A 22,953-nucleotide genomic window follows, 5' to 3' on the forward strand; every position below is an offset into this window, starting at 1 on the left:
AAAGGCTACAAAAGTAGCCTAAAATTATCCTAAAAATGGGTTAGCGTATAATAATACTAATCCAATAACTAGAGCATAAATTACTTGTGCTTCAATTAACGCAATAGCAATAAACATAGTTGTTGATAATTTACCACCTAAACTAGGGTTTCTAGCAGTTCCTGCAATAGTCGCAGCAGCAGCATGACCCATACCAATAGCACCACCAAGTGCAGCAACACCTAAGCCAATACCAGCAGCTAAAACAGAACAAGCTTTTAATAACTCGCTACCAATTTCAGTTTCTGCAGCAAAAGCAACACTAGAAAAAGCAAGTAAAACTAATAAAAACTTTTTCATAAAATCTCCTAATAAAAATATATATAATTTTCCTTTCGGCTTGCGTATCCCTACTAAAAAAATTATGCTCTATATTCTATTAAGCTAAAGTAAATAAATTAAGACCTAGTAAAAAAACTAAGAGTTGTGTTGCCGAATTTTTTTACCTTAAATAAGGTATATTTTAAAGATACAAATTCAACCTTGCTAGAATGCTCTATAATGACAATATCACAATCTAAATTCTCATACAAATTCTTGATTTTCAAATATACATCGCTAAAACCATCTCTAATATCAAATGGCGGGTCTAAATAAAGAATAGTTTTTTCATTTTGTAATTTAGTAATAATATTAGGTAAAGCTTTAAAAGTATCGTCATTTAAAACTTCTATATTTAAATCTTTTGTATTTTTTAAAGCACTTTTATACGCTAATTTATCAATCTCAATAGCAAATGCCTTTTTTGCATAATTACTAATAGCCTCAATCGCCATACTAGCACTACCGCCAAATGCTTCTATAAAAACATATTCCCTTAATTCATCTCTTAAAACATTAAAAACACAAGACTTAACTATACTTTTTGTAGCTCTTGTAGTATCTTTTGATGGATTTTCTAAAATTTTACCTTTTAAAAAACCACTCTGAACTCTTAAAACATTATTTTTCATACATTAATTGAAGTAAATCATATTTAAATTTATTAAGTAATTTATCAAGTTTTTCTTCAAAACTTAAAACCTTATTATCATCTTGATTTATTGTGCTTGAAAACTCATATAAAGCATCAATTAATTGCTCTTTACTAAAAGGCAATTTTAAATGTGCATTATTAAAACCTATTATAAATTGTGGTTTTTTTGCGTGCATTAATTTTTCATCAGTGATTAAAAAATCGCAATCTTTTTTATTTGCTAAATAATCTTGTAAAAATAATATTAAAGTCTTTTCTAATAAAATATCCTTGCACGCAATGGCTATTTTCATACCAAACTAACCTTTAATTTATGTTCTTTAAGACTAGCTGGAATATTACCATTAGCTAAACTTATAAACTCAGCCATATGTAAAATATAAAAATCACTAAAATCTCTATTAGATACTTTTTGTAATTCACCACTTAAAGTATCAAACATTTTAAAGCTTAAACTATCGCCAACCACTAAAAAATCAGCACCGCTATCATAAGCATCTAAAACTATCTTAGCTGCTTTTTTATATGCTACTTGTTTATCAAAATCTAAAAATCTAAAACCATTTTCAAATTCTTGAGTTTCGTAATTTATTAATTTTGCCTTAGTCTTTTTTAAAAAATGTAAAAATAAATCAATGGTAAAACCACGATAAACAGCTACATTAAAACCATTAAAATCGTTTTTAATTTCTATATTTTGTAAATCTTGAATAATACATGAAGCGTTTTTATAATTTTTCTTTGCATAATCTAAAATACTAGTATCGCAGATTAAATTCATCTCTCCTAAACAAGAATCAAATTCTTTTTTATATTCATCTGCTTTATATTCACTCATAAAACTAGGTGTTTTTACATAGGTTTTTCTATAATCACCTTTTAATAAATTAGAAAAATTAAAATCATCATTTATTAAAGTTATCATCTAATCTCCTTTTGATGTTTTAAAGAATTTTTAATTTCTTCATATTTTTCATAATCACTATATAAGAATGGTTTTAAGCTTACACTATACTCAATTCCTTTTTCCTTATCAAAAACAATATCTAAAATATCTTTTCTTTTATTAGGATATTTTTCTAATAATTTATTTGCAAACACAAATGCACTATCACCTAAAAATTCATCATTATATTCACGAATATCACTTGCATAATATAAAAATTTATAAGTTAAATAATCTTTATAATCATCTGCATTGCAAATATTTTTAAAATAATCAAAAACTTTTATAAAATCACTATCATCACACATTAAATCAAGCTTTGCTCTTTTTAAATCAATTGCACTTACACAAAAATCATTTCCAAATTTTTTAATAAGTTCATTTATGTTTGTATTAAGTGATAAAACTTTATTTTCAATCCTTACAAATTCATTACAATCTGGCATATTAAAATATCTATCTTGTTGTTTTACTAACCCTAAAACATCGTAAAGTGTAGAACTATCGTTAATGTCTTTTAAATTAATCTCATATGGCTTATAGTAAAACTCATAATCTCTACTAGCATCAAATCTAAATACTCTTAAAATAAAACTTCTCATAACAAAATTCCTTTTTTACTAATTTATATCAAAAAAATGTTATAAATTATTAAAAGGATTTAATATGTATTTAAGAGCAAACACTCATTCAAAAATCAATGTTTATTTTTCAAAAAATTCTAGCGATTTCGTAGTGCGTGAAATACCATTATACGAATTTAGTGGCTCTGGAGAGCATTTGATTTTACATATACAAAAGAAAGATTTAAGCACAAATGAACTTTTAAAAGATTTAAGTGCAGCAACAGGAATTAAAGCAAAAGATTTTGGTTACGCAGGTCTTAAAGACAAGCAAGGACTTACATTTCAATACATTTCAATGCCTAAAAAATACGAGAAAGAATTAGCTAAATTTTCTCATGAAAAATGTAAAATTATTGATACTTTTTTACACAATAATAAATTAAAAATCGGACATTTAAAAGGTAATTCATTTTTTATAAGATTAAAAAAAGTTAATAAAATTGACGCCTTAAAGATTGAACAAATTTTTACAAATATTAAAGAAAATGGCTTTCCTAATTATTATGGCTATCAGCGTTTTGGCAAAGATAATGATAATGCAAAAACAGGCTTAGAAATATTAAAAAACGAATTAAAATTTAAAAATAATAAATTAAATAACTTTTTAATTTCTGCATTTCAAAGCGAATTATTCAATACATATTTATCAAAAAGAATAGAAATTTCAAGATTTAGCAATGATTTTTCTAAACAAGAATTATTAGCACTTTATAAGGATAAAACTTTAGTTGAAAATCTAAAAAAACAAGAGCAATTTTTTAAATTATTTGATAATGAAATATATGAGCATTATCCTTACGGCAAGGTATTTAATGAGAATTTAGAAAATGGTTTAAAAAGATTTTTAGCAAGAGATATTAGCCCTTCTGGATTGATACTAGGAAATAAACCTAAATTAAATGAAGGTTTTTTAGGCGAAATTGAAAATAGCATATATAAAGATTATTTTGATTTATTAAAAACTCAAAATGGTTCAAGAAGATATTTATGGACTTACACAAATGATGAAAAAATTAACTATAATGAAGAATTAGCACAACTTAGCCTTGAATTTAGCCTACAAAAAGGCTCATACGCAACAGTCGTGCTTGATGAAATAATACATTTAGAAAGGAATGAAGAATGATTTTAATTACAGGCGCAGCAGGTTATATTGGCTCAATTACAAGTTATCATTTTTTAAAGAATAATTATAAAGTTATAGGTATTGATAATATTAGCACTGGAAATGCAAGGGCTTTAGAAGTGTTAAATAAATTTGATAATTTTAAATTCTACGAAGGAAATTTTGGAAATTTAGAACTAATAGAACAAATAGTAACCAATAATAAAATAGATTGTGTAGTGCATTTTGCAGCTAATACTAGCGTATTTGAAAGCACGCAAAATCCATTAAAATATCATGATAATAATGTATCAAATATGATTAATTTATTAAAAATTTGTGAAAAATACGATATTAATAATTTTATTTTCTCAAGTTCTGCTGCAACTTATGGAGAACCAAAAACTAATGAATTAATCACAGAAGATACTCCAAAAAATCCTATAAATCCTTATGGTTTAACAAAACTAATAGGCGAATATATATTAAATGATTTATCAAATGCTAAGAAAGAATTTAATTTCATAGCATTAAGATACTTTAATGTTGCAGGAGCAAGCCTAATTGCACCTTTAGGTCAATTTAGTAAATCTAGCTTGCTTATAAAAATAGCTGCTGAATGTGCTGCTAATAAAAGAGATAAAATGTATTTATATGGTAATGATTATAATACCCCTGATGGAACTTGCGTAAGGGATTATATACACGTTGATGACTTGGCTATCGCACATATTGAAGCATTAAAATATTTAAAAAACCAAAAAACAAGTCAAGCCTTTAATGTTGGGTACTCAAAAGGAACTAGCGTAAAAGAAGTAATTGATATTATGAAAAAAATCAGTGGTAATGATTTTAAAGTAGAAATGGCAGATAGACGCACAGGAGATCCTAGCTCACTTGTAGCATCTAATAAAAAAATAACTTCTTTAACAGATTGGAAATATAGTAACGACAACCTTGAATTAATTTGCAAAAGCGCTTATGAATGGGAGTTAAAAATATAAACTCAATTCCTATTTTAAATTCAATACATTTTAAGAATTTAAAATAGGAGATAATACTTTAAAATAAAAAGCAAATTAATATTATATTGTTAATTTCAATATTTTAAATATAAAGATATTTTAGAACTTATATATATTTTATTTTGTATTTGTAATAAACAATATTTACGATATTAAAGATTTTGGAATTTAAAATCAAAACTTTATATAAAATTAAAAAAATAATATCTTAAAATAGCTCTTATTATTTAATAATATTTTATATAAAAATTAAGATAACTAAAACTATAAAAACTTATCTTATAAAATGAAAATTTATTTCATTATTTAAACAGTACACTGCCTAAGCGTATCATATTTGCTCCACTTTTAATAGCTATTTCATAATCACTACTCATACCCATAGAGCAAATCTTAGCTCCATCTTTTTTAAGCTCATCATAAATCTTATAACACAAATCAAAACTCTTAATAATTTGCTTAATATCATCGCTCATAGCACCTATACACATAACTCCTACAGGCTTTATGAATTTACAATTTTGTTTAATCGCTAAATACTCATCAATCGCTTTACTTGGATTAATACCAGCCTTGCTATCTTCGTTAGCCACATTTATCTCAAGCAATGTATCTAGCTCATAATCAAGTCTAGCATCAACATATTTTGCAAGGTCTAAATTAATGCAACTTTGCCACATAACAGGCTTTGTTTTTATAAGTAAATTAGCTTTGTTTTTTTGCAAATTTCCTATGAAATGCCAGTTAATATCACTTGATAATTCAGCCTTTTTTCTAGCTAAATCCTGCACTTTGTTTTCACCAAATTCAATTTGCCCTAATTTATGTAAAGCCATTATTTTCTCATCTGTTGTGTATTTACTAACCGCTATAATTCTTATATCTTTATATTTTTCTTTTAGTTCTAAATAAGTCATTTTTCTACCTTAATGAATATAATTTTTTTCTCTCGCTTGAGCTTGGAATATCTAGTAATTTTCTATATTTTGTGATAGTTCTTCTTACTATTTTTACATTAAATTCTTTTTCTATTTTTTCTAAAATTAATTGATCGCTTAAAGGTTTTAAGTGATTTTCATTTTTGATTAATTCGCTTACAAATTCTTTGATGGTTTTATTACTTGTGCCATCGTTTAATTCTGCTGCAAAAAAGTCTTTAATAGCTATTATCCCACGATTTGAGCTAATGTATTTATTAGCTATTGCACGGCTAATTGTGCTAGTATTTCTATCAAGTTCAGTTGCTAAATCCTGCATTTTTAATGGCTTAATATCTCCACCTAAAAAATAATCATATTGATATTCAACTATCATTAAGGCGAGTTTTTTTAAAGTCGCCTTTCTCATCTCTAAAGCATCTACTAAATTTTTAGCATTTTTTACTTGTTCTTTTAACTCTTTATAGTCTTGAATTTCAATCTGCGGATAATAATCATCATTGATAATTATTTCTAATTTTCCATTCTCATTTAAAATATAAATATCAGGAATAATCTCTTTGCTATCTTCTAAATCATCAATAAAAGGCGGTAGATTAAAGCTTTTTATAATTCTTATTGCGTCTTTATATAAAGGATTTTTAGTATATTTTGATAAATTATCCAAATCATTTATAAGCTTTTTACATAATAAAAATAATTCATTTTCTAAATTCGCATTCAATAAGCAAAACTCTAAAGCTTCAATATAATTAATCGCACCAACTCCTAAAGGCTCAAGGTAGCAAAATCTCTTTCTAACTTTTTCTATATCTTCTAATAAATATCCTAAACAAATATTTTCATCATATACAAAATATCCATTCTCATCAAGGCAACTTATAATAATTCTTGCAATTTCTTGAGATTTTTGAGTAGGAAATAAAGTCTTATTAAGCTGTAATTCTAAATCATCATATATGCTTTTTTTAGCGATATTTAATTCTTCAATCAAACCACCGCCTTTAGAATATAATTGTCTTATACTTTTGTTAGATTTTTTATCATTTATTTCTTTTTTTGAGCTAATTTTTATGCAAGGATTATCTTTTGCTAGATTATTTACTTCATCTTCTAAATCATCACTACTAGCTTGAAGCAGTGGCAACCAGCTTCTAAGGGTTTGAGATAATTTTGGCTTTTGGCTTACTTGCTGACGGACTTTTAACATTATAAAGAAAAGTTTTTACCTAAATATTTGCTTTTTACTATTTCATTATTTGCAATTTCTTTAGCACTTCCACTAGCTAAAATACTGCCACTATCTAAAACATAAGCTTTATCACAAATTCTAAGGGTTTCACGGACATTATGGTCAGTAATTAATACGCCTATATTTAAATCTTTTAAATCCTTAATAATGCTTTGAACATCATTAATACTTTTTGGATCAACCCCAGCAAAAGGCTCATCAAGTAATAAAAACTTAGGCTCTAAAACTAAAGCTCTAGCTATTTCTAATCTACGACGCTCCCCACCGCTAAGACTTTTTGCAAGGCGGTCTTTTCTATCATAAATCTTTAAAAGATTTAATTTTTCTTCTATTAATTCATCTATATTTTTAAGCCCTTTAAGTTCTGCTGCAATTTGCATATTTTCCCAAACACTTAAATCTTTTAAAACACTTGAATCTTGTGGTAAATAACCAATGCCTAGAATTGCGCGTTTATGAAGTGGCTCGTTAGTAATATTTAAATCATCTAAAAAAATATCCCCAGCACTAGGACTAACAAGTCCGCAAATCATATAAAATGTAGTAGTTTTTCCTGCACCATTACTTCCAAATAATCCTACTATTTGAGAATTATCCATACTAATATCTACATTTTTTATAATTTCTATATTTTTTATACTTTTTTTTAGACCACACGCTTTTAAATTAACTAAACTCATAAAGCCTACCTTCATTATTAGTGCTAATTTTTACAATCTTGTATTCAAGTGCAAATTGCTCTAATATTTTTATAAAATCATCATCAGCCCATTCAATTAAATGAAGACCATCATTAAACAAATTCTCAAACAAACCATTTTCTATAAAAGCTTTTGTTCCTTTTTGATAAATATCATAATGATAAATCGTATTAGTATCGTTTTTATAAGTATTTAATACACTAAAAGTTGGAGAAATTGCTTTTTGATTTAATTTTTTATTTGCTATTTTATTTACTAAAGTAGTCTTGCCACTAGCTAAATCGCCTTGTAATAAATAAATCCCATTATCACCAAACTCATTTACCACTAAATCTAAATTATCTAAATTAGCCTTGATTATCATCTAGTTTTTCCACATATTCATTTGATTTTGCTTTAGCTACATTTTTAGTTGTAGGTAAAGCTAATACCTTAAATCTGATTTGCTCGTTTAAAAGATTTAGACTTATAATATCGCCAACTTTTACTTCTTTACTAGGTTTAACAACATTTCCATTTATACAAATTACGCCGTTTTTACACATATCAAGTGAAATTGAACGGCGTTTTGTGATATTTACTGCATTTAAAAATTTATCTACTCTCATAAAGAGCATTTTAGCTAGTTAGGAATAATTATTGCTTACAATTTAATCGTTTTTAAGAACTCAAATCTTTTTTTATACATTGAGCGTTTTTTTGATGGTATTTCTTCTAAATCTTTTTGCAAATATTCTAATACATAAAATGATTTTTCTTCTTTAATAATTTTTGTATTTTCTTGCCATATTTCATCATAATTTGGTATTACAAATACTCTTCCATCTCTTTTTCTATTGCGTTTAAATCTTGATACTAAAAATCTATCCTTTACTCCGCAAACTTTATTTATACCTAAAAACTCAGCAAAAATAAAAGCAAAAAATATAATAAAATTAAGCGGTCTTAAACCAAAATAAACTTTAGTAAATTCTTTTATCTCATCTTTAGTATTTAAATTACCCTGTAAGGCCGTGATTAATAAAGCATCATTTAATAAAACAAAACTTAAAGAATATAAAAGCTCATTTTTATAATGCAAATGAATTGTAAAAAGTCCTTCGCTAATTACTTTAGGATTTGAGCTAAGCGTAATTTTTAAATCAAATTCATTAAAAATAATCTCATCATTACTTAAAATATCCGAAAATCTATTTGTAATAATTTCTAAATCCCTTTTAAAACATTCATTTGAATATTCAAAAGTAAAATTAGTAGCCCCGTATTTTTTGCATAACATATCATTGTGATATTTTAAATTCTCGCTAAATTTATTAGATAATTTCGGATAATCTAGTAGAATTTGATTTAGGAATTTATGATTTTTAAAATGAATTATCTTTCTTAAAAAAAATCTAATATTTAATAATTTCTTAGTTTTCATTTCTTCGCTTTTATTTTTAAATATGTGAAAATTACAATCAATAAAACAAGTAAAATAATTGGCATATAAGATGAATATTCATCAAAAGTTTTAGCCAAACTATCTCCTAAATAAAACGCAGCATAAAACACCACAACAGCCCAAACAAAACAAGAAATTAAATTATAAATACTAAATCTAAAAAAGCTTAATTTTGAAATCTCAGCTGCTATTGGACCTAAGGTTTTAAGCCCATAAACAAACTTACAAACTAAAGTAAAAATAAAGCCATTTTTTCTAAATAAAACTACTAAAAGAGCTAGTTTTCTTTTATGCTTTACAAGATGTTTTTGAAAGTCTTTTTTACTAGCTCTAGTAAAATAAAATAAAGCTGACGAGCCTAAAAAATTACCCACAAAAGCTACTAAAATACTAATATAAGGATTTACATTATAAGCACTTGCAAACACTCCTAAGGCAAGCAGTGCTAACATACCGCCGCCTAAAGAGTATAAAAATACTAAAATATATCCGTATTCTACAAATTTTTCTATAAATTCTTGCATTATTTCGCTAGCTCCACAGCTCTAGTTTCACGGATAACATTTACTTTAATTTCTCCTGGAAATTGTAAGCTACTTGTTATTTCACTAGCTATTTCTTTAGCTAAAAGAACACTTTCATCATCATTAATTAGCTTAGCATTTACAATAACTCTAATTTCACGACCAGCATTAATTGCATAAGCTTTTTTAACTTGAGAATGTTGTTTTGCAATAGCTTCAAGCTCACTAACACGCTTTAAAAACGCTTCTAAAACTTCTCTTCTAGCACCTGGTCTTGCCGCACTTAAAACATCAGCTGTGCAAACTGCAGCAGCTTCAATACTTAGAGCATCTTCATGCCCATGGTGAGCAAAAATAGCGTTTAATACCACAGGATGCTCTTTGTGCCTTTCACAAACCATAGCACCTAAATCAACATGGCTACCTTCATATTCGTGAGTTAAAGCCTTGCCAATATCATGTAAAATTCCAGCACGCCTTGCAAGTCTTGTATTACCACCACATTCAGCTGCGATAATTCCTGCTAAATGTGCAACTTCTAAGCTATGTGCTAATGCGTTTTGTCCGTAACTTGCACGATATTTTAAACGGCCAATTAATTTTACTAATTCAGGAGCCATTTTTGTAAGTCCTAAATCCATTATGATATTTTGACCTTCATTAAACATTTCTTCTTCAAATTCTTTTGAAACTCTTTCGTGTAATTCTTCAATTCTAGCTGGCTGAATTCTTCCATCATCTATTAACAAATCAATTACTTTTTTAGCAATTGCACGGCGTAAAACATTAAATGAGCTAATAATAATTGCGTTTGGAGTATCATCAATAATTACATCAACACCTAAAACCATTTCAAGTGTTTTTATATTTCTTCCTTCTTTACCAATAATTCTTCCTTTTAAATCATCGCTTTTAAGATTTATTACGCTAATTAATCTCTCACTTGCATATTCACCTGCAAATCTAGTAGTAGCTTGCGCTAAGATATATCCTGCTTTTGCCTTTGCTTGAGATTTTGCTTCTTCTTCGCATTTTCTTACAATATGAGCGATTTCATCTCTTGCATCTTCTTTAGCTTGATTTATTACTAATTCTCTTGCTTCGCTTTGAGTTAAACCACTTATATTTTCAATACTGCTTAATAATTCTTGCATTTTTGCTTCGCAAGATTTTTTAAGCATATTTGCTTCTTCCATCAATTCATTTGCAGCTTGCTCGCTTTTTACAATACTTGCTTTAAATTCATCTAATTTTTGTTCGTTTATTGCTAGAATTTGCTCTTTTTTCTCAATTTCTAGAATTTTCTTATCGTGTTCTTTTTGAAGTTCTAAAATCTTTTCATCATAAGATTTTTTATAACTCAACTCAATCTTACCCTCACTTGCTTTGGCATTTTCTAGAACTTTATCAGCATTTCTTAGTATTTTTTCAGCTTCATATTCAATCACTTTTGCTTTTGCTTTTGCTTGTTCTTCGTGAATTTTAAAATGAGCTTCGTGTATTCTTTTGGCTACTAAAACCCCTAATGCTCCTCCTAGAATAAATACCGCTAATAACGATATAATTTCAACTAATGTCATAATTTCTCTTTCTTTTTATTGTTTTACCATTTGCGATATAAAAATCGCCTTGAATATCCGATTTTAAACAAATTTTGTTTTTAGTAACGGATTTTATATTTTGAATAAAAATAATTAATAAATCATAATCAATTTTAGAAAAAGTTCTATCGTAAAATCCTTTGCCAAAACCTACTCTTCTAAAATCCTTATCAATTCCTAAAACAGGTATAATTGCAATATCAATTTTAATATTTTCAATCTTACTTGAGCTTTCTTTTATTTTAAATCTAACTTCACTTAATGGAAACCTTAATTTATTAAAAGCCAAACTATTATCACTAAGCATTTTTGGAATATAAATATTGAATTTTTTACATAAAAATCTTTTGTATTTATATAAATTTATTTCTTTATCTTTTGCAATATAAATTAAAAGATTTAATTTTTTATTTGTTTTAACTTTAGATATTATTTTTAAAATAGCTCTAAAACTTCCGTAATTTTTACAAAATTTATAATTTTCTTTATGAAATTTTTCTCTTATTAACTTTTTATCCATAATCTAACCTAAAAAATTTATAAGCATATTACATAAGGAATTAAAATGAAAGCTATATTGCTAAGCGTTGCTTTATTGTTTTTTACCGCTTGTTTTGATAAGAAAGAAGATAAAAAAGAAGAAGAAAGCGAACAAATTACTCAAGTTGAAGTTAAAAAAGAACCTGATTTTAATAGACTAATTAAATTCTCTTTAAAATTTTATAATAGCGATGAGATTTTTGAAATTAAAAGAATTAATAATGATAATAAAGACTTAGAATTTACTTCAAATGATAAAATTATATTATTTAATTTCTTTACTACTTGGTGCCCACCTTGCAAGGCTGAAATTCCACACTTAAATGATTTAGCATTAAAATATAAAGATAGATTAAGAGTTATTGGTGTTTTATTAGAAGATAAAAGTGATGAAGAAATAGCTAAATTTATTAAGGATAATGGTATTAGCTATGATATTGTTACAGGTGATAATAATTACACATTTTTAAAAGTTTTAGGAGAAATTAACGGCATTCCATATATTGCTTTATACGACCAAAATGGTAAAAACATAAACAACTATCTAGGTGCAGTTTATGAAGAAATGCTTGATATTGATATTCAAAAGGTTATGAAATAATGTTAGATTTTTTAAAAAAAGGCTTAGCAAAAACACTTGAAGCTATAAATCAAGTAAAACCAAAAAACGAAAAAATAAGTAAAGATTTATTAGAAGAAATGCTAGTAAATGCTGATATTACTTATGAAATAGTAGAAGAGATTTTATACTACTTACCACCTAAAGATATAGTTGAAAGAGCAGATTTAGAAAGAGTAATGAGCTCATATTTTATGTATGAAAATCCTAATTCAAATTCTAATGATAAACCATTTGTAGAATTGATATTAGGTGTAAATGGAGTAGGAAAGACTACAACCATAGGAAAATTAAGTAATTTTTATAAAAATCAAGGCAAAAAAGTTTTACTAGGAGCTTGTGATACTTTTAGAGCAGGTGCAATTATGCAACTTGAACTTTGGGCTAGTAAGAATAATTGCGATATTGTAAGCACTAAACAAGGGCATGACCCAAGTGCAGTTGCTTTTGATACCATTACAAAAGCACTTAGCAAAGGTTATGATAATGTGATTATTGATACAGCAGGAAGATTAGAAAATAAAAAAAATCTAGCAAATGAACTAGAAAAAATAATAAGAATTTCATCTCGTGCTTATGAAAACGCTCCACATAGAAAAATTCTAGTCCTAGATGCAACTCAAGGAAATAGTGGTATTAATCAAGCAAAAGTTTTTAATGATTTAGTAAAGCTTGATGGAGTAATTATTACCAAACTTGATGGAACAAGTAAGGGTGGTTCATTATTTGCAATTGCAAGAGAATTAGAACTACCAATTTTATATTTTGGATATGGAGAAGGTGCAAATGATATTGCTCCTTTTAAAGCAAATGAATATTTAAAGGTTCTTTTAGACGGAATTTTTAACAATGGCTAAGAAAAAATCAAGCCTTTATGAATGCCAAGCTTGTGGTAATCAGCAAATTAGATTTTTAGGCAAATGCCCTGAATGTGGGGCATTTAATTCATATTTAGAATTAAATCAAACTCAAATTGAAGTATTAAAAAACGAAATAAAACCAAATTCAAATAAAGCAGTTAGTATTAAAGAAGTTTTAATTGAGCAAGTTGATAGATTTTCAACTTATGATAAAGAGCTTGATTTGGTTTTAGGTGGTGGGCTTGTTGTAGGCTCATTAGTTTTACTAGGTGGCTCTCCTGGTGTTGGAAAATCAACTTTACTCTTAAAAACCGCTGCAAACTTAGCAAAAAATGGCAAAAAAGTCCTTTATGTTAGTGCTGAAGAGAGTAAAAGTCAAATAAAACTTCGTGCAAATAGATTAAATGCTAATGAAGATAATTTGTTTTTACTTACAGAACTTTGTTTTGAAAATATTAAAAATGAAGTTTTAAGCAATAATTATGAAGTCTTAATTATAGATAGTATTCAAACTATTTATTCAGAAAATATAAGTTCATGTGCTGGTTCAATCACTCAAGTAAGAGAGCTTACATTTGAGCTAATGAAACTAAGCAAAAGCAATAATATTAGCACATTTATAATAGGACATATCACTAAAGAAGGCTCAATTGCAGGACCTAGAGTGCTTGAGCATATGGTTGATGTGGTGCTTTATTTTGAAGGTGATGCTAGTAAGGAATTAAGAATTTTAAGGGGATTTAAAAATCGTTTCGGAAGCACTAGCGAAATAGGCATTTGGCAAATGAGCGAAAATGGACTTATAAGTGCAAACAATATTAAAACTAGATTTGTAGGTAAAAATCACGCAGGAAGTGCTTTAACTATTATTTTAGAAGGTAGCAGAGCAATTACTCTTGAAGTTCAGGCTTTAGTATGCGAAAGTGCATATCCTAAAAGAAGTGCAACCGGATTTGATAGAAATAGACTTGATATGATTTTAGCCTTGCTTGAGAGAAAATTAGAAATTCCACTTGCAAGATATGATGTATTTATAAATATTAGCGGTGGGATAAAAGTTAGTGAAACTGCTGCTGATTTAGCAGTTGCAGCTGCTATAATATCTAGCTTTAAAAATAGAGTTTTAAGCAATGAGAGTGTATTTATTGGAGAGCTTAGTTTAAATGGTGGAATTTGCGAAGTTTTCAGCCTTGATATTAGACTTAATGAAGCAAAAAATCAAGGTTTTAAAAATGCTATAATTCCAAATAAAAGTAATTTTAAAGGTATTAAATGCTTTGTAGCTAATGAGTTAGCTCAAGTTTTAGAATGGATGTAAGTATGAAAAAAGCTTTTACTATGATTGAATTATTAGTTGTTATGGTTGTTGGTGCTATACTTAGCGCGGTTGCTGTTTCTAAAATACACACAAGTGAATTAATAGATGCTGCTAGAAGTATTGCAAACGATATTAGATATACAAAAATTCTAGCGTTAGGAGATGACGCTTATGATGGAACAAATGGTTATCATAATAAATATTATCGCTTTACAATAGCTTCTAATAAGATTTATAAAATTAGTAAAACCGAATACAACACAAAAGGAAGTACGCCTGTTTTAGCAGAATATGCTGAAGATTTTTTAAATCCTGATAAAAGAATATGTGATTTTGAAAACAATGAAAATTGTGCTACAAGAACAGCTATTCTTAAAATTAAAAAATACAATATAACATTTACCCCAACTACACCAACAACAACTCCTGCTAGCGGTCTAACACCTACGGATACTATTATATTTAATGAATTAGGAGAGCCTTTAAACTTTAATCAAAATCCAAGTGGATTTAAAATAGAAATTTCAAAAGGTAGTGATATAGCTTGTATTTATGTAGAGAAATATTCTGGATTCGTACATATTGACAAAGCTGCGTGCAAATAAGCGTGGCTTTACTTTAATTGAATTAGTTTTAGTTTTAGTTGTAGCTGGAATACTCTCAAGTATAGCAATATCAAAAATCAATTCAAATTCTTTAATCCTAGCAGCTAGGAGTTTATCTCAAGATATTTATATACTTCGTGATTTAGCACTAAATTACGATGTATATGATTATACGACAAATTACGATAAATCATATTGGCAAATATATTTTCATTGTGTAGCAAATACAAAAACTTCATATAACAAATACAAATGCAATCATCAAGAATTTGGATATAGTATTTTTAGCGATAGCATAGGTTCTAGCTCATCAAATCCAGATGCAAATGAATTAGCAAAAGATTTATTTGATAAAACAAAACTAATTGGAGCTAGATATGCAGGAATAAGCGTAGATGATAATTTGCTTACAACAAGGACAAATCTTACAAAAAGCTTTGGAATAACTAAAATTGATGTATTTTATAATCTAAATAATAAATACAAAAAAACTCATAGAATAATGGTAAATGAATTAGGAGAATTATTTTCAAGTTCATATACTAATAAAACAAAAACTTATAATCTAATAAAAGCTAATTCATATATTATTAGACTAAGCAAATCAACTAATATAGACCAAAATAACTCAATATGTATTGTAATAAATAATATAGGTTTTATAACAATTCCTAAAAATAATAACGGACAACTTATTTCTAATATCAAAAAGCCTATATATTGTCATAATTTATAAATTACTAAAATATAAAAATACAAATATAGAATTAACATTTTTTAAAAAGGAGATAATATGAAAAAAATTTTATCAACACTAATATGTGTAATCAGCCTAAACGCACAAAACTTCGTAGGTGCTGATTTTATGGTAGGAAAAGCTAAAGATTACGGGCTTAATTTAAGCGATAATGGTATTTATCAAGGAAGAATTTTTATAAATTCTTATAAACTTAGTAATTATGATAATGATTTTATTTTTGGTGCAGATTTAAGCATTCACGACTTTGATTCAGAATATAAAAATAATATAGAAAGTGGCAAAATTTCAAGCACTTATACTGCTGTTAATGTATTAGGTGGTATTGGATTTTTTAATAATAATGTAGGAGTTAAATCAGGCTTTAATATCTTAGGTGGCTTAGGTCATGAAAAAATCAAAAGCAAAACTAATACTAAAAATTTAGTAGCTAATACTAATTTAATCAAATTAGGAGCTAGCACTATGAATATTTTTGATGAAGGATTAGTTGTTGAAGCTAGTGCTTTTGCAAAATTTTATTTAGATAATAAAAGAGATAAATTATTTAACGAGCAACAAAAAAGACTAAATTATGAAGCAAATCTTATGCTAGGTTATAAATTCACTCGAAATTTAGACGGCTTTTATGCAGGAATTAAAGCAAGTTATACAAATGATGTAATAGCTAAAGGTATTAGATACGGAGTTAATTTAGGATATAGCTTTTAAGAATTTAAAACTAGGAATTAAAATTCCTAGTTTGAATATATTTTTACTAAATTAAGTGCTACTTCATAAGATTTTTCAAGTGATTTAACAGGTAAAAACTCAAATCTTGAATGAAAATTATGTGCTCCTGTGAAAAAATTCGGGGTAAAAAGACCCTTTACACTCAACGCACTTCCATCAGTCCCACCACGCATAGCAATTGTATTTGCTTTAATATTTGATAATTCAAAAGCTTTATATAATTTATCTAAACTATCTTTATTATCATCATTTAAAGCATCTTTTAGATTGTAATAAGTATCGCTCATTTCTAGTTTAAAACTAGCTTTTTTATATTTATTTTGCATAAAATCAACGCAAGTTTTAATGTATTCTTTTTTCTCTTCAAACTTAGTTTTATCGTGGTCTCTTATATTTAAACACACACTAGCTTCGTTTTGATTTGAGTGCATTTCATTTATCCAAATATATCCATCTTTATCTTTAGTATTTTCAGGAGTTTGCAATCTATCAAAAAGATTTATAAACTCATTTGCTAATAAAGTTGGATTTAGCATTATTTTATAAGCATTCATTGGGTGTGCTGATACACCTATTATATTAAGCTTTGCACTTGCTGCATTAAATGTCTCATACATTAATTCCCCAACCTCACAACAATCAATAGTATAAGGATGAGTTGTCCTAAAATCATCTAAATTAAGCTGCTTTGAGCCTAAAAGCCCTATTTCTTCATCTGGCACAAAAGCTAAAAATATATCAGGATGATTAATATCACTATTTTTAAGAGTTTTAATTAAGTTTATAATAACAGCAATTGCAGCCTTATTATCAGCCCCTAAAACAGATGAGCCATCGCTAAAAATAATGTCTTCATTTAAATACTTCATAATTTCAGGGTGTTTAGAAATCTCTAAAACCGCTTTACCTAAATCTAAATCCTTACCTTCAAATCTTAAAATCTTAGGATTTACACAAGGACTAAGCCCAACATCAATAGTATCAAGATGAGCTACAAAACCTAAGCTAGTCTTAGTTTTATCACCAGCTAAAAGTGCGGTTAAAATACCATTATCATTTAGCTTAATTTCGCTAAGTCCTAAATTCTCTAGCTCACTTTTTAATAATTTCGCTAATTGCAACTGCCCTTCGCTAGTAGGAGTATTACTCTTACTAGCGTCGCTTTGAGATGAGATTTTTACATATTTTATAAAGTCTTCTACCAACATATCTAACCTTTAAAATTATAAACATAAGTAGTATCAAATCCTAATGGAAGACCTAAAGCCCAGAATATAAATAAACTACCAACTAAAGCTATCCATAAAGCAATACCAAATGGAAGCATTAATGAACTAAGTGTTCCAACCCCTGTTTTTTTATAATATTTTTGACAATAACCAATCACTAATGGATAAAATGGAAACATAGGTGTCATAACATTTACCGCACTATCACTCGTCCTATATGCTGCTTGAGTAAGTTCAGGACTAATTCCAAGTAACATTAACATAGGAACAAAAATAACGCTTAATATAGCCCATTTTGATGTAGCTGATGTAACAAAAATATTTAAAAAGCTTGTAAATATAATCACTCCTAAAACGGTGAAAACTGAAGGCATATTCATACTCTTTAAAAACTCAGCTCCTGAAATTGCTAATAGAGTTGAAAGATTTGAAGTATTAAATACATATAAAAACTGCCCGCATACGAAACAAAATACTATAAAAGTAGTAAGAGTATTTAAACTACTTGCAGCCATTTTTGATAAATCACTTGAAGTTTTTATAGAGCCACTAATTTTTCCATATACATATCCTGGAATTGCTAAGAATAAAAATACTAATGGAACAATAGCTTTCATTAAAGCTGCATCAGCACTAGTAAGTGAGCCATTAGCACCACGCATAACCGAATCATCTGGAATTGATACAGCAAATAATAATAAAGCCATAAATATAAATGTTAAAGTTGCTCCCCAATAAGCTTTATTTTCTTGTGAGCTTAATTTCTCATTTTCTAAATGAGCGATTTTGCAATCACTATCAATAGGCATAGTTTTATTTAGCATAGGCTCAATAATTTTTGAGCTAACAAACCAACAAGCAGCAATTACGCTAAAAGTTGAAAAAATACTTAAAAAATAATTACACAATACATTTACGCTTATTTCTGGGTCAATTGTCCTTGCTGCTTTTTGAGTAAATTCTTGCATTAACGGATCAACTACACTTGGAATATAACTAGCACTAAACCCACCTGCAAGTGCAGCAAATGAAGTAGTAATTCCAGCTATTGGATGGCGACCTGCACTATAATACATAGCAGCTGCAATTGGCATTAAAAATACATAAGCACTATCTGATACTATATGGCAAAATATAGAAATTAATATAACCACAGGAACAACAATGCTTTTTGGAACTATTCCTATCATTTTAATTAGTAATGCTCTAATATAACCACTGCCTTCTGCAATACTAACTCCTAAAGTAGCAACTAAAACTAATTGTAAAGCAGGAAAAGTTATAAAATTAACGCCTAATCTAACTATTAGTTCAGTTAAATTATGAATTTCAAACATATTTTTAACTACAATTTTTTCATGACTAACTGGATGAATGTAAGAAAAATCAATAAAACTTAATGCAAAACTTAAAATCATCACAATAAAAAATGCAATTAAAAAAAGAATTGTAATATCAGGTAATTTGTTTCCTAATACTTCAATTTTGTGTAAGATTTTTTCAAATCCATTTCGTTTGATTTGCTGGTTTTCTACCATTAAGGCTCCTTTTTGATAAAATAAAAGGACTTATGTTACAATAAAATCAGATTTTAAGCAAAGAAAATTAGCACTTTTATGTGTTAATGTAACTTTTCGTAACAAATATTAAAAAGGTGATTAAAAAAGATAAATAAAGTGATAAGTGGTGCGGATGAGAGGACTTGAACCTCCACGCATTGCTGCACCAGATCCTAAGTCTGGCGTGTCTGCCAATTTCACCACATCCGCTAAGTGGTACGCCCAAGAGGATTCGAACCTCTGACCTACGGCTTAGAAGGCCGTTGCTCTATCCAGCTGAGCTATGAACGCACACTAAAAATAAAAGCTGTATATTATCCTAATAAAATTAATTTTTGCTTAAATTAAATTATATTTTTTATTATTTTATTTCTACCAGTATTTTTAGCTTCATATAAACACTTATCAACCTTTGTTATATATTCATCTAAAATATTACTTGCAAAACTATTATCAATGTAAATTAACCCAATACTTACACTTGATTTTAATCCCTCAATAGAAAAAGTAGAATTTGCATATTCTATTCTAAAATTCTCACAAGTATTTTCAAAATCAGTTTCTGATACATTATAAGCTAATACTAAAAATTCTTCTCCACCCCATCTACAAATCAAATCAGTATATTCACCAAAATATTTTCTCATAAGATTTGCACAATTTTTTAATACTTCATCTCCAGCATTATGACCATAAGTATCATTTACTTTTTTAAAATAATCAACATCTATTAAAGCAATACTTACTTTATTTTTAATCTCTAAATCTTCAATACTATCCACAAAACACCATCTATTCATAAGCCTTGTAAGATAATCAAAATTAGCACTTTTATCTAATTTTTTATTCATAATTTGCCTATTTTCTAATTCTATATATATTTGTTGTCTTAATGCACTTGATACAATGATAAAAATAGAGCAAATAACAAAACCATTAAAACAATTAAAATAAATTCTAGGGTCTTCGTGAAATAAATATAAAGGAATTTCTAAAGAATTATTCTCTATATAGAAAAAATAATACATAAATAAATAATATAAAAGGCCAAAAAACGCGATTATATAAACTGTTGTTTTTTTCTTATAAACGCCTACATAAAAATAAGACATTATTGGTAATATATAATATTCAAATCCATATCCCCAACCAAGATAGTAAATTGAACTAGCAGAAAATATCAAACTAGCAAAAAAAGTGATATGAATACAAGCATTAAAATTATTACTTTTTACAAAAACTAAAGAGATTAAAAATAACCCCGCTAACATAAAGTATGCTAAAAACAAATAAGGAATATCATTAAGTATCATAATAAGAGCATAAAATAAATTAAATACTATGATACCTTTCATAATTTTTTCGGCTTGTAAAACTTCAACTAACTCATATTTTCTTTTTTCAAAATCTATCATATTTGTCCTAAAACTATAGTTTCTACTTTATTTTTACCTGATTTTTTACCATTATACAAAGCACTATCAGCTTGAGATAACATATAATCAATACTTTCAAGTCTTAAAGAATAGCAAATTCCAAAGGTAATTGTAGTTTTCCTAGCATTGTAACCATCTTTGTGAGTGTAATTAGAAAAATCTTCTCTTATTTCATTAATCAGTTCTTCGCTTTCATCTATATTAAGACCAGTTAGTAAGATTAGAAATTCTTCTCCACCCCATCTTGATACATAACTAGATGCTCTTTTATTTAATTTATCTTTAATAATTTTTGCAGTATTTTTAAGAACAATATCACCAAAATTATGACCGCACTCATCATTTAAGCTCTTAAAATTATCAATATCGCCTAAAACAATTACCATAGAACGAATTTGGTCTTTTTGAAAATAGTTATGATATATATGCAAAATCTCATTCATTGCACGACGATTTAAAATATTTGTCAAATAATCATAATCAGCTTTATTTTGTAATTTAACACTTTCTTTTTCTAGCATTTTGCTTTCATTTACATCAATACTATGAGTATATGAAGAATAAAAAATAATTACAGCAGTAATATTTATAATATTAAATATATATACAAATACTTTATAATCACTTTCAAAATCAGGAATATCTTTAGTAACAATTGCAGTTGCTAAAAATAAAACAACTTCAAAAATACCAATAATTAAAGGATATTTAGAGCTTCTAAAATCATGAACATAGCCTAAAGACAACAACATAATCATAACTATTAAAAAGCCGTATCCTTGACCTAGCATATATGTGCAAATTGAACAAGATATTAAAACTGATGCGTGCGTAAAATAAACGGCAATATTATGATATTTATCAATTTTTAAAATAAAAATAGTAGCTATTAAAGCAATAAATGCTTCAATAAACTTAATATTAACCATAGGATGAAGTCCTAAAAAATAAAAAAGAGTTCCGTAAGAAGAATGTGTAAGTGTTAGTAAAATCATTGTGATTTTTACTAATTGTCTTATATTTTCTATCTGCCTAAATTCATTCATTGTCTATACGCTTTTTGATTCTATCCTATTTCTACCACTATTTTTTGCCACATATAATAATTCATCAACTTCTTTAATATATTTATCAAAATTACTATATACAAAATCACCACTTATATGCAAACATCCTATACTAGCAGTTATACTAAAATCACCAGCACAGAATTTATTATTTTTTAATTCTTTTCTAAAATTATTACAAGCTTCATAAAATTCTTCTTCACTGCAACCTAATGCAAATACTAAAAATTCTTCTCCACCCCATCTAGCAATCATATCAGTATATTTTGAAAAATTAAGTTTTATACAACTTGCAGTTACTCTTAAAACTTCATCTCCAACACTATGACCATAAGTATCATTAACTTTTTTGAAAAAATCTATATCTATTAAAGCAAAATGAAAATTCTTTTTATATTGAATTAAATGAATTTTTTCCATAAAAGCCCAACGATTTAATAAATATGTAAGTGGGTCAGTAGAAGCATTAATACTCAAAACTTCATTCGCATTTTCTTTTATTTCAATTGTTTTATAAACTTTAATTTTTAAAAAATACATAACAATTATAATTGTAAGACAAGCAAAAAGACTATGTATTATGTAAAAAATACCATTAACATCATATCCAAATACATATAATTGATTTTGTAAAGTATATTTATTAACTTCCATAAAAATATATAAAGCTTCAAAAATAATACTTTCAAGAATTGCTAAAGCATAAATTATTTTTCTATTTTCAAATTGACCTACATAACAAAACGCTATGCAAGGTATTAAAAAATATTGAGCCCCAAAACCCCAGCCAAAATAAAGAACCATAAAAATAGCATAAACTATACAAACAAAATGAACGGTATAAACCAAACTATTTATATCTAATGAATCTAGTTTTTTTAAAGAATAAGCATAAACACAAGATAAAAATAAATTAACAAACATAGGATAATTATGACCTAAACTACCCATAAAAATCGCTAAACATAGATAAAGAATAGAAAATATAAGTAATATATATCCCGCAATTCTTTTTGCAATAATCAAGTCATCTTTATCTAAAAAACTTCCCATA

At 27.0% G+C, this 22,953-nt stretch carries 27 protein-coding genes and 2 tRNA genes; 8 read left to right on the plus strand and 21 right to left on the minus strand.

The window, feature by feature from the left end:
- Positions 1-24 precede the first annotated feature (24 nt).
- The 5 genes from AVBRAN9334_RS01585 to AVBRAN9334_RS01605 form a co-directional block, all read right to left on the minus strand.
- Positions 25-339 (minus strand): F0F1 ATP synthase subunit C, encoded by a 315-nt coding sequence (locus AVBRAN9334_RS01585; RefSeq protein ID WP_214115881.1) that lies wholly within the window; start codon positions 337-339, stop codon positions 25-27.
- Between the two features lie 98 nt (positions 340-437).
- Entirely contained in the window at positions 438-992 is a 555-nt protein-coding gene (locus tag AVBRAN9334_RS01590; protein ID WP_336606838.1) for an RsmD family RNA methyltransferase, read from the minus strand.
- Positions 982-1,308 (minus strand): ornithine carbamoyltransferase, encoded by a 327-nt coding sequence (locus AVBRAN9334_RS01595; protein WP_214115885.1) that lies wholly within the window; start codon positions 1,306-1,308, stop codon positions 982-984. The genes AVBRAN9334_RS01590 and AVBRAN9334_RS01595 overlap by 11 nt, the downstream gene beginning before the upstream one ends.
- A complete protein-coding gene (locus tag AVBRAN9334_RS01600) occupies positions 1,305-1,940 on the minus strand; it encodes an HdrB C-terminal domain-containing protein (RefSeq protein WP_336606839.1) in 636 nt (211 codons plus the stop codon). Before AVBRAN9334_RS01600 ends, AVBRAN9334_RS01595 begins: the two co-directional genes overlap by 4 nt.
- The gene (locus tag AVBRAN9334_RS01605) at positions 1,937-2,563 is read right to left on the minus strand and encodes a DUF5644 domain-containing protein (protein WP_214115889.1); all 627 of its coding nucleotides are present in this window, start codon (positions 2,561-2,563) and stop codon (positions 1,937-1,939) included. The genes AVBRAN9334_RS01600 and AVBRAN9334_RS01605 overlap by 4 nt, the downstream gene beginning before the upstream one ends.
- Before the next feature lie 64 nt (positions 2,564-2,627).
- Here AVBRAN9334_RS01605 and truD point away from each other — a divergent pair, with 64 nt between their 5' ends.
- Positions 2,628-3,713, plus strand: coding sequence for a tRNA pseudouridine(13) synthase TruD (gene truD, locus AVBRAN9334_RS01610; protein ID WP_336606840.1), 1,086 nt, complete (start codon positions 2,628-2,630; stop codon positions 3,711-3,713).
- Positions 3,710-4,696 (plus strand): UDP-glucose 4-epimerase GalE, encoded by a 987-nt coding sequence (galE, locus tag AVBRAN9334_RS01615; protein WP_239803387.1) that lies wholly within the window; start codon positions 3,710-3,712, stop codon positions 4,694-4,696. Before truD ends, galE begins: the two co-directional genes overlap by 4 nt.
- Before the next feature lie 323 nt (positions 4,697-5,019).
- On the opposite strand, the gene AVBRAN9334_RS01620 is transcribed toward galE, so the two are convergent.
- Genes AVBRAN9334_RS01620 through AVBRAN9334_RS01660 form a run of 9 tightly spaced genes read right to left on the minus strand, consistent with a single transcriptional unit; the run spans position 5,020 to position 11,697 of the window.
- Positions 5,020-5,634, minus strand: a complete 615-nt coding sequence (locus AVBRAN9334_RS01620) for a YggS family pyridoxal phosphate-dependent enzyme (protein WP_336606841.1) — start codon at positions 5,632-5,634, stop codon at positions 5,020-5,022.
- A gap of 4 nt (positions 5,635-5,638) precedes the next feature.
- A complete protein-coding gene (locus tag AVBRAN9334_RS01625; protein WP_214115898.1) occupies positions 5,639-6,865 on the minus strand; it encodes an RNA polymerase factor sigma-54 in 1,227 nt (408 codons plus the stop codon).
- Positions 6,865-7,587 carry an LPS export ABC transporter ATP-binding protein gene (gene lptB, locus AVBRAN9334_RS01630; RefSeq protein ID WP_214115900.1) on the minus strand — a complete coding sequence of 241 codons (723 nt, stop codon included), beginning with the start codon at positions 7,585-7,587 and terminating at the stop codon, positions 6,865-6,867. The genes AVBRAN9334_RS01625 and lptB overlap by 1 nt, the downstream gene beginning before the upstream one ends.
- The gene (gene tsaE / locus AVBRAN9334_RS01635) at positions 7,574-7,972 is read right to left on the minus strand and encodes a tRNA (adenosine(37)-N6)-threonylcarbamoyltransferase complex ATPase subunit type 1 TsaE (protein ID WP_336606842.1); all 399 of its coding nucleotides are present in this window, start codon (positions 7,970-7,972) and stop codon (positions 7,574-7,576) included. Before tsaE ends, lptB begins: the two co-directional genes overlap by 14 nt.
- The gene (locus AVBRAN9334_RS01640) at positions 7,956-8,216 is read right to left on the minus strand and encodes an RNA-binding S4 domain-containing protein (protein ID WP_214115905.1); all 261 of its coding nucleotides are present in this window, start codon (positions 8,214-8,216) and stop codon (positions 7,956-7,958) included. Before AVBRAN9334_RS01640 ends, tsaE begins: the two co-directional genes overlap by 17 nt.
- A gap of 35 nt (positions 8,217-8,251) precedes the next feature.
- Positions 8,252-9,031, minus strand: coding sequence for a DUF535 family protein (locus AVBRAN9334_RS01645; RefSeq protein ID WP_336606843.1), 780 nt, complete (start codon positions 9,029-9,031; stop codon positions 8,252-8,254).
- Entirely contained in the window at positions 9,028-9,576 is a 549-nt protein-coding gene (locus tag AVBRAN9334_RS01650; protein WP_214120024.1) for a DedA family protein, read from the minus strand. The genes AVBRAN9334_RS01645 and AVBRAN9334_RS01650 overlap by 4 nt, the downstream gene beginning before the upstream one ends.
- Entirely contained in the window at positions 9,576-11,156 is a 1,581-nt protein-coding gene (gene rny / locus AVBRAN9334_RS01655) for a ribonuclease Y (protein ID WP_214115917.1), read from the minus strand. Before rny ends, AVBRAN9334_RS01650 begins: the two co-directional genes overlap by 1 nt.
- On the minus strand, positions 11,143-11,697 hold the full coding sequence (locus tag AVBRAN9334_RS01660) for a 5-formyltetrahydrofolate cyclo-ligase (RefSeq protein ID WP_336606844.1): 555 nt from the start codon (positions 11,695-11,697) through the stop codon (positions 11,143-11,145). Before AVBRAN9334_RS01660 ends, rny begins: the two co-directional genes overlap by 14 nt.
- 45 nt (positions 11,698-11,742) lie before the next feature.
- Between AVBRAN9334_RS01660 and AVBRAN9334_RS01665 the strand changes: the two genes are divergently transcribed.
- The 6 genes from AVBRAN9334_RS01665 to AVBRAN9334_RS01690 are packed head-to-tail and all read left to right on the plus strand — an operon-like array spanning position 11,743 to position 16,587.
- Entirely contained in the window at positions 11,743-12,318 is a 576-nt protein-coding gene (locus AVBRAN9334_RS01665) for a TlpA family protein disulfide reductase (RefSeq protein WP_214115921.1), read from the plus strand.
- Positions 12,318-13,193 carry a signal recognition particle-docking protein FtsY gene (gene ftsY, locus AVBRAN9334_RS01670; protein WP_214119726.1) on the plus strand — a complete coding sequence of 292 codons (876 nt, stop codon included), beginning with the start codon at positions 12,318-12,320 and terminating at the stop codon, positions 13,191-13,193. The genes AVBRAN9334_RS01665 and ftsY overlap by 1 nt, the downstream gene beginning before the upstream one ends.
- Entirely contained in the window at positions 13,186-14,514 is a 1,329-nt protein-coding gene (gene radA / locus AVBRAN9334_RS01675) for a DNA repair protein RadA (protein ID WP_336606845.1), read from the plus strand. The genes ftsY and radA overlap by 8 nt, the downstream gene beginning before the upstream one ends.
- Before the next feature lie 2 nt (positions 14,515-14,516).
- A complete protein-coding gene (locus AVBRAN9334_RS01680) occupies positions 14,517-15,119 on the plus strand; it encodes a prepilin-type N-terminal cleavage/methylation domain-containing protein (RefSeq protein ID WP_336606846.1) in 603 nt (200 codons plus the stop codon).
- A complete protein-coding gene (locus AVBRAN9334_RS01685) occupies positions 15,097-15,855 on the plus strand; it encodes a pilus assembly FimT family protein (protein ID WP_336606847.1) in 759 nt (252 codons plus the stop codon). The genes AVBRAN9334_RS01680 and AVBRAN9334_RS01685 overlap by 23 nt, the downstream gene beginning before the upstream one ends.
- Positions 15,856-15,912: 57 nt before the next feature.
- Entirely contained in the window at positions 15,913-16,587 is a 675-nt protein-coding gene (locus AVBRAN9334_RS01690; protein ID WP_336606848.1) for a hypothetical protein, read from the plus strand.
- A 26-nt stretch (positions 16,588-16,613) separates the two neighbouring features.
- Here AVBRAN9334_RS01690 and pepT read toward each other — a convergent pair whose 3' ends face one another.
- The 7 genes from pepT to AVBRAN9334_RS01725 form a co-directional block, all read right to left on the minus strand.
- Positions 16,614-17,816 (minus strand): peptidase T, encoded by a 1,203-nt coding sequence (pepT, locus tag AVBRAN9334_RS01695; protein ID WP_239803381.1) that lies wholly within the window; start codon positions 17,814-17,816, stop codon positions 16,614-16,616.
- Positions 17,817-17,818: 2 nt separating this feature from the next.
- The gene (locus AVBRAN9334_RS01700; RefSeq protein ID WP_239803380.1) at positions 17,819-19,375 is read right to left on the minus strand and encodes an AbgT family transporter; all 1,557 of its coding nucleotides are present in this window, start codon (positions 19,373-19,375) and stop codon (positions 17,819-17,821) included.
- A 146-nt stretch (positions 19,376-19,521) separates the two neighbouring features.
- A tRNA-Leu gene (locus AVBRAN9334_RS01705) sits at positions 19,522-19,606 on the minus strand.
- 4 nt (positions 19,607-19,610) lie between these two features.
- A tRNA-Arg gene (locus tag AVBRAN9334_RS01710) sits at positions 19,611-19,687 on the minus strand.
- Between the two features lie 53 nt (positions 19,688-19,740).
- Positions 19,741-20,811, minus strand: coding sequence for a GGDEF domain-containing protein (locus AVBRAN9334_RS01715; protein ID WP_336606849.1), 1,071 nt, complete (start codon positions 20,809-20,811; stop codon positions 19,741-19,743).
- Positions 20,808-21,878 carry a GGDEF domain-containing protein gene (locus AVBRAN9334_RS01720; RefSeq protein ID WP_336606850.1) on the minus strand — a complete coding sequence of 357 codons (1,071 nt, stop codon included), beginning with the start codon at positions 21,876-21,878 and terminating at the stop codon, positions 20,808-20,810. Before AVBRAN9334_RS01720 ends, AVBRAN9334_RS01715 begins: the two co-directional genes overlap by 4 nt.
- Positions 21,879-21,881: 3 nt before the next feature.
- Positions 21,882-22,952 (minus strand): GGDEF domain-containing protein, encoded by a 1,071-nt coding sequence (locus AVBRAN9334_RS01725; protein ID WP_336606851.1) that lies wholly within the window; start codon positions 22,950-22,952, stop codon positions 21,882-21,884.
- Between the last annotated feature and the right edge of the window lies 1 nt (position 22,953).

This window comes from Campylobacter sp. RM9334 (genome assembly GCF_020138145.1).
Taxonomy (GTDB): domain Bacteria; phylum Campylobacterota; class Campylobacteria; order Campylobacterales; family Campylobacteraceae; genus Campylobacter_E.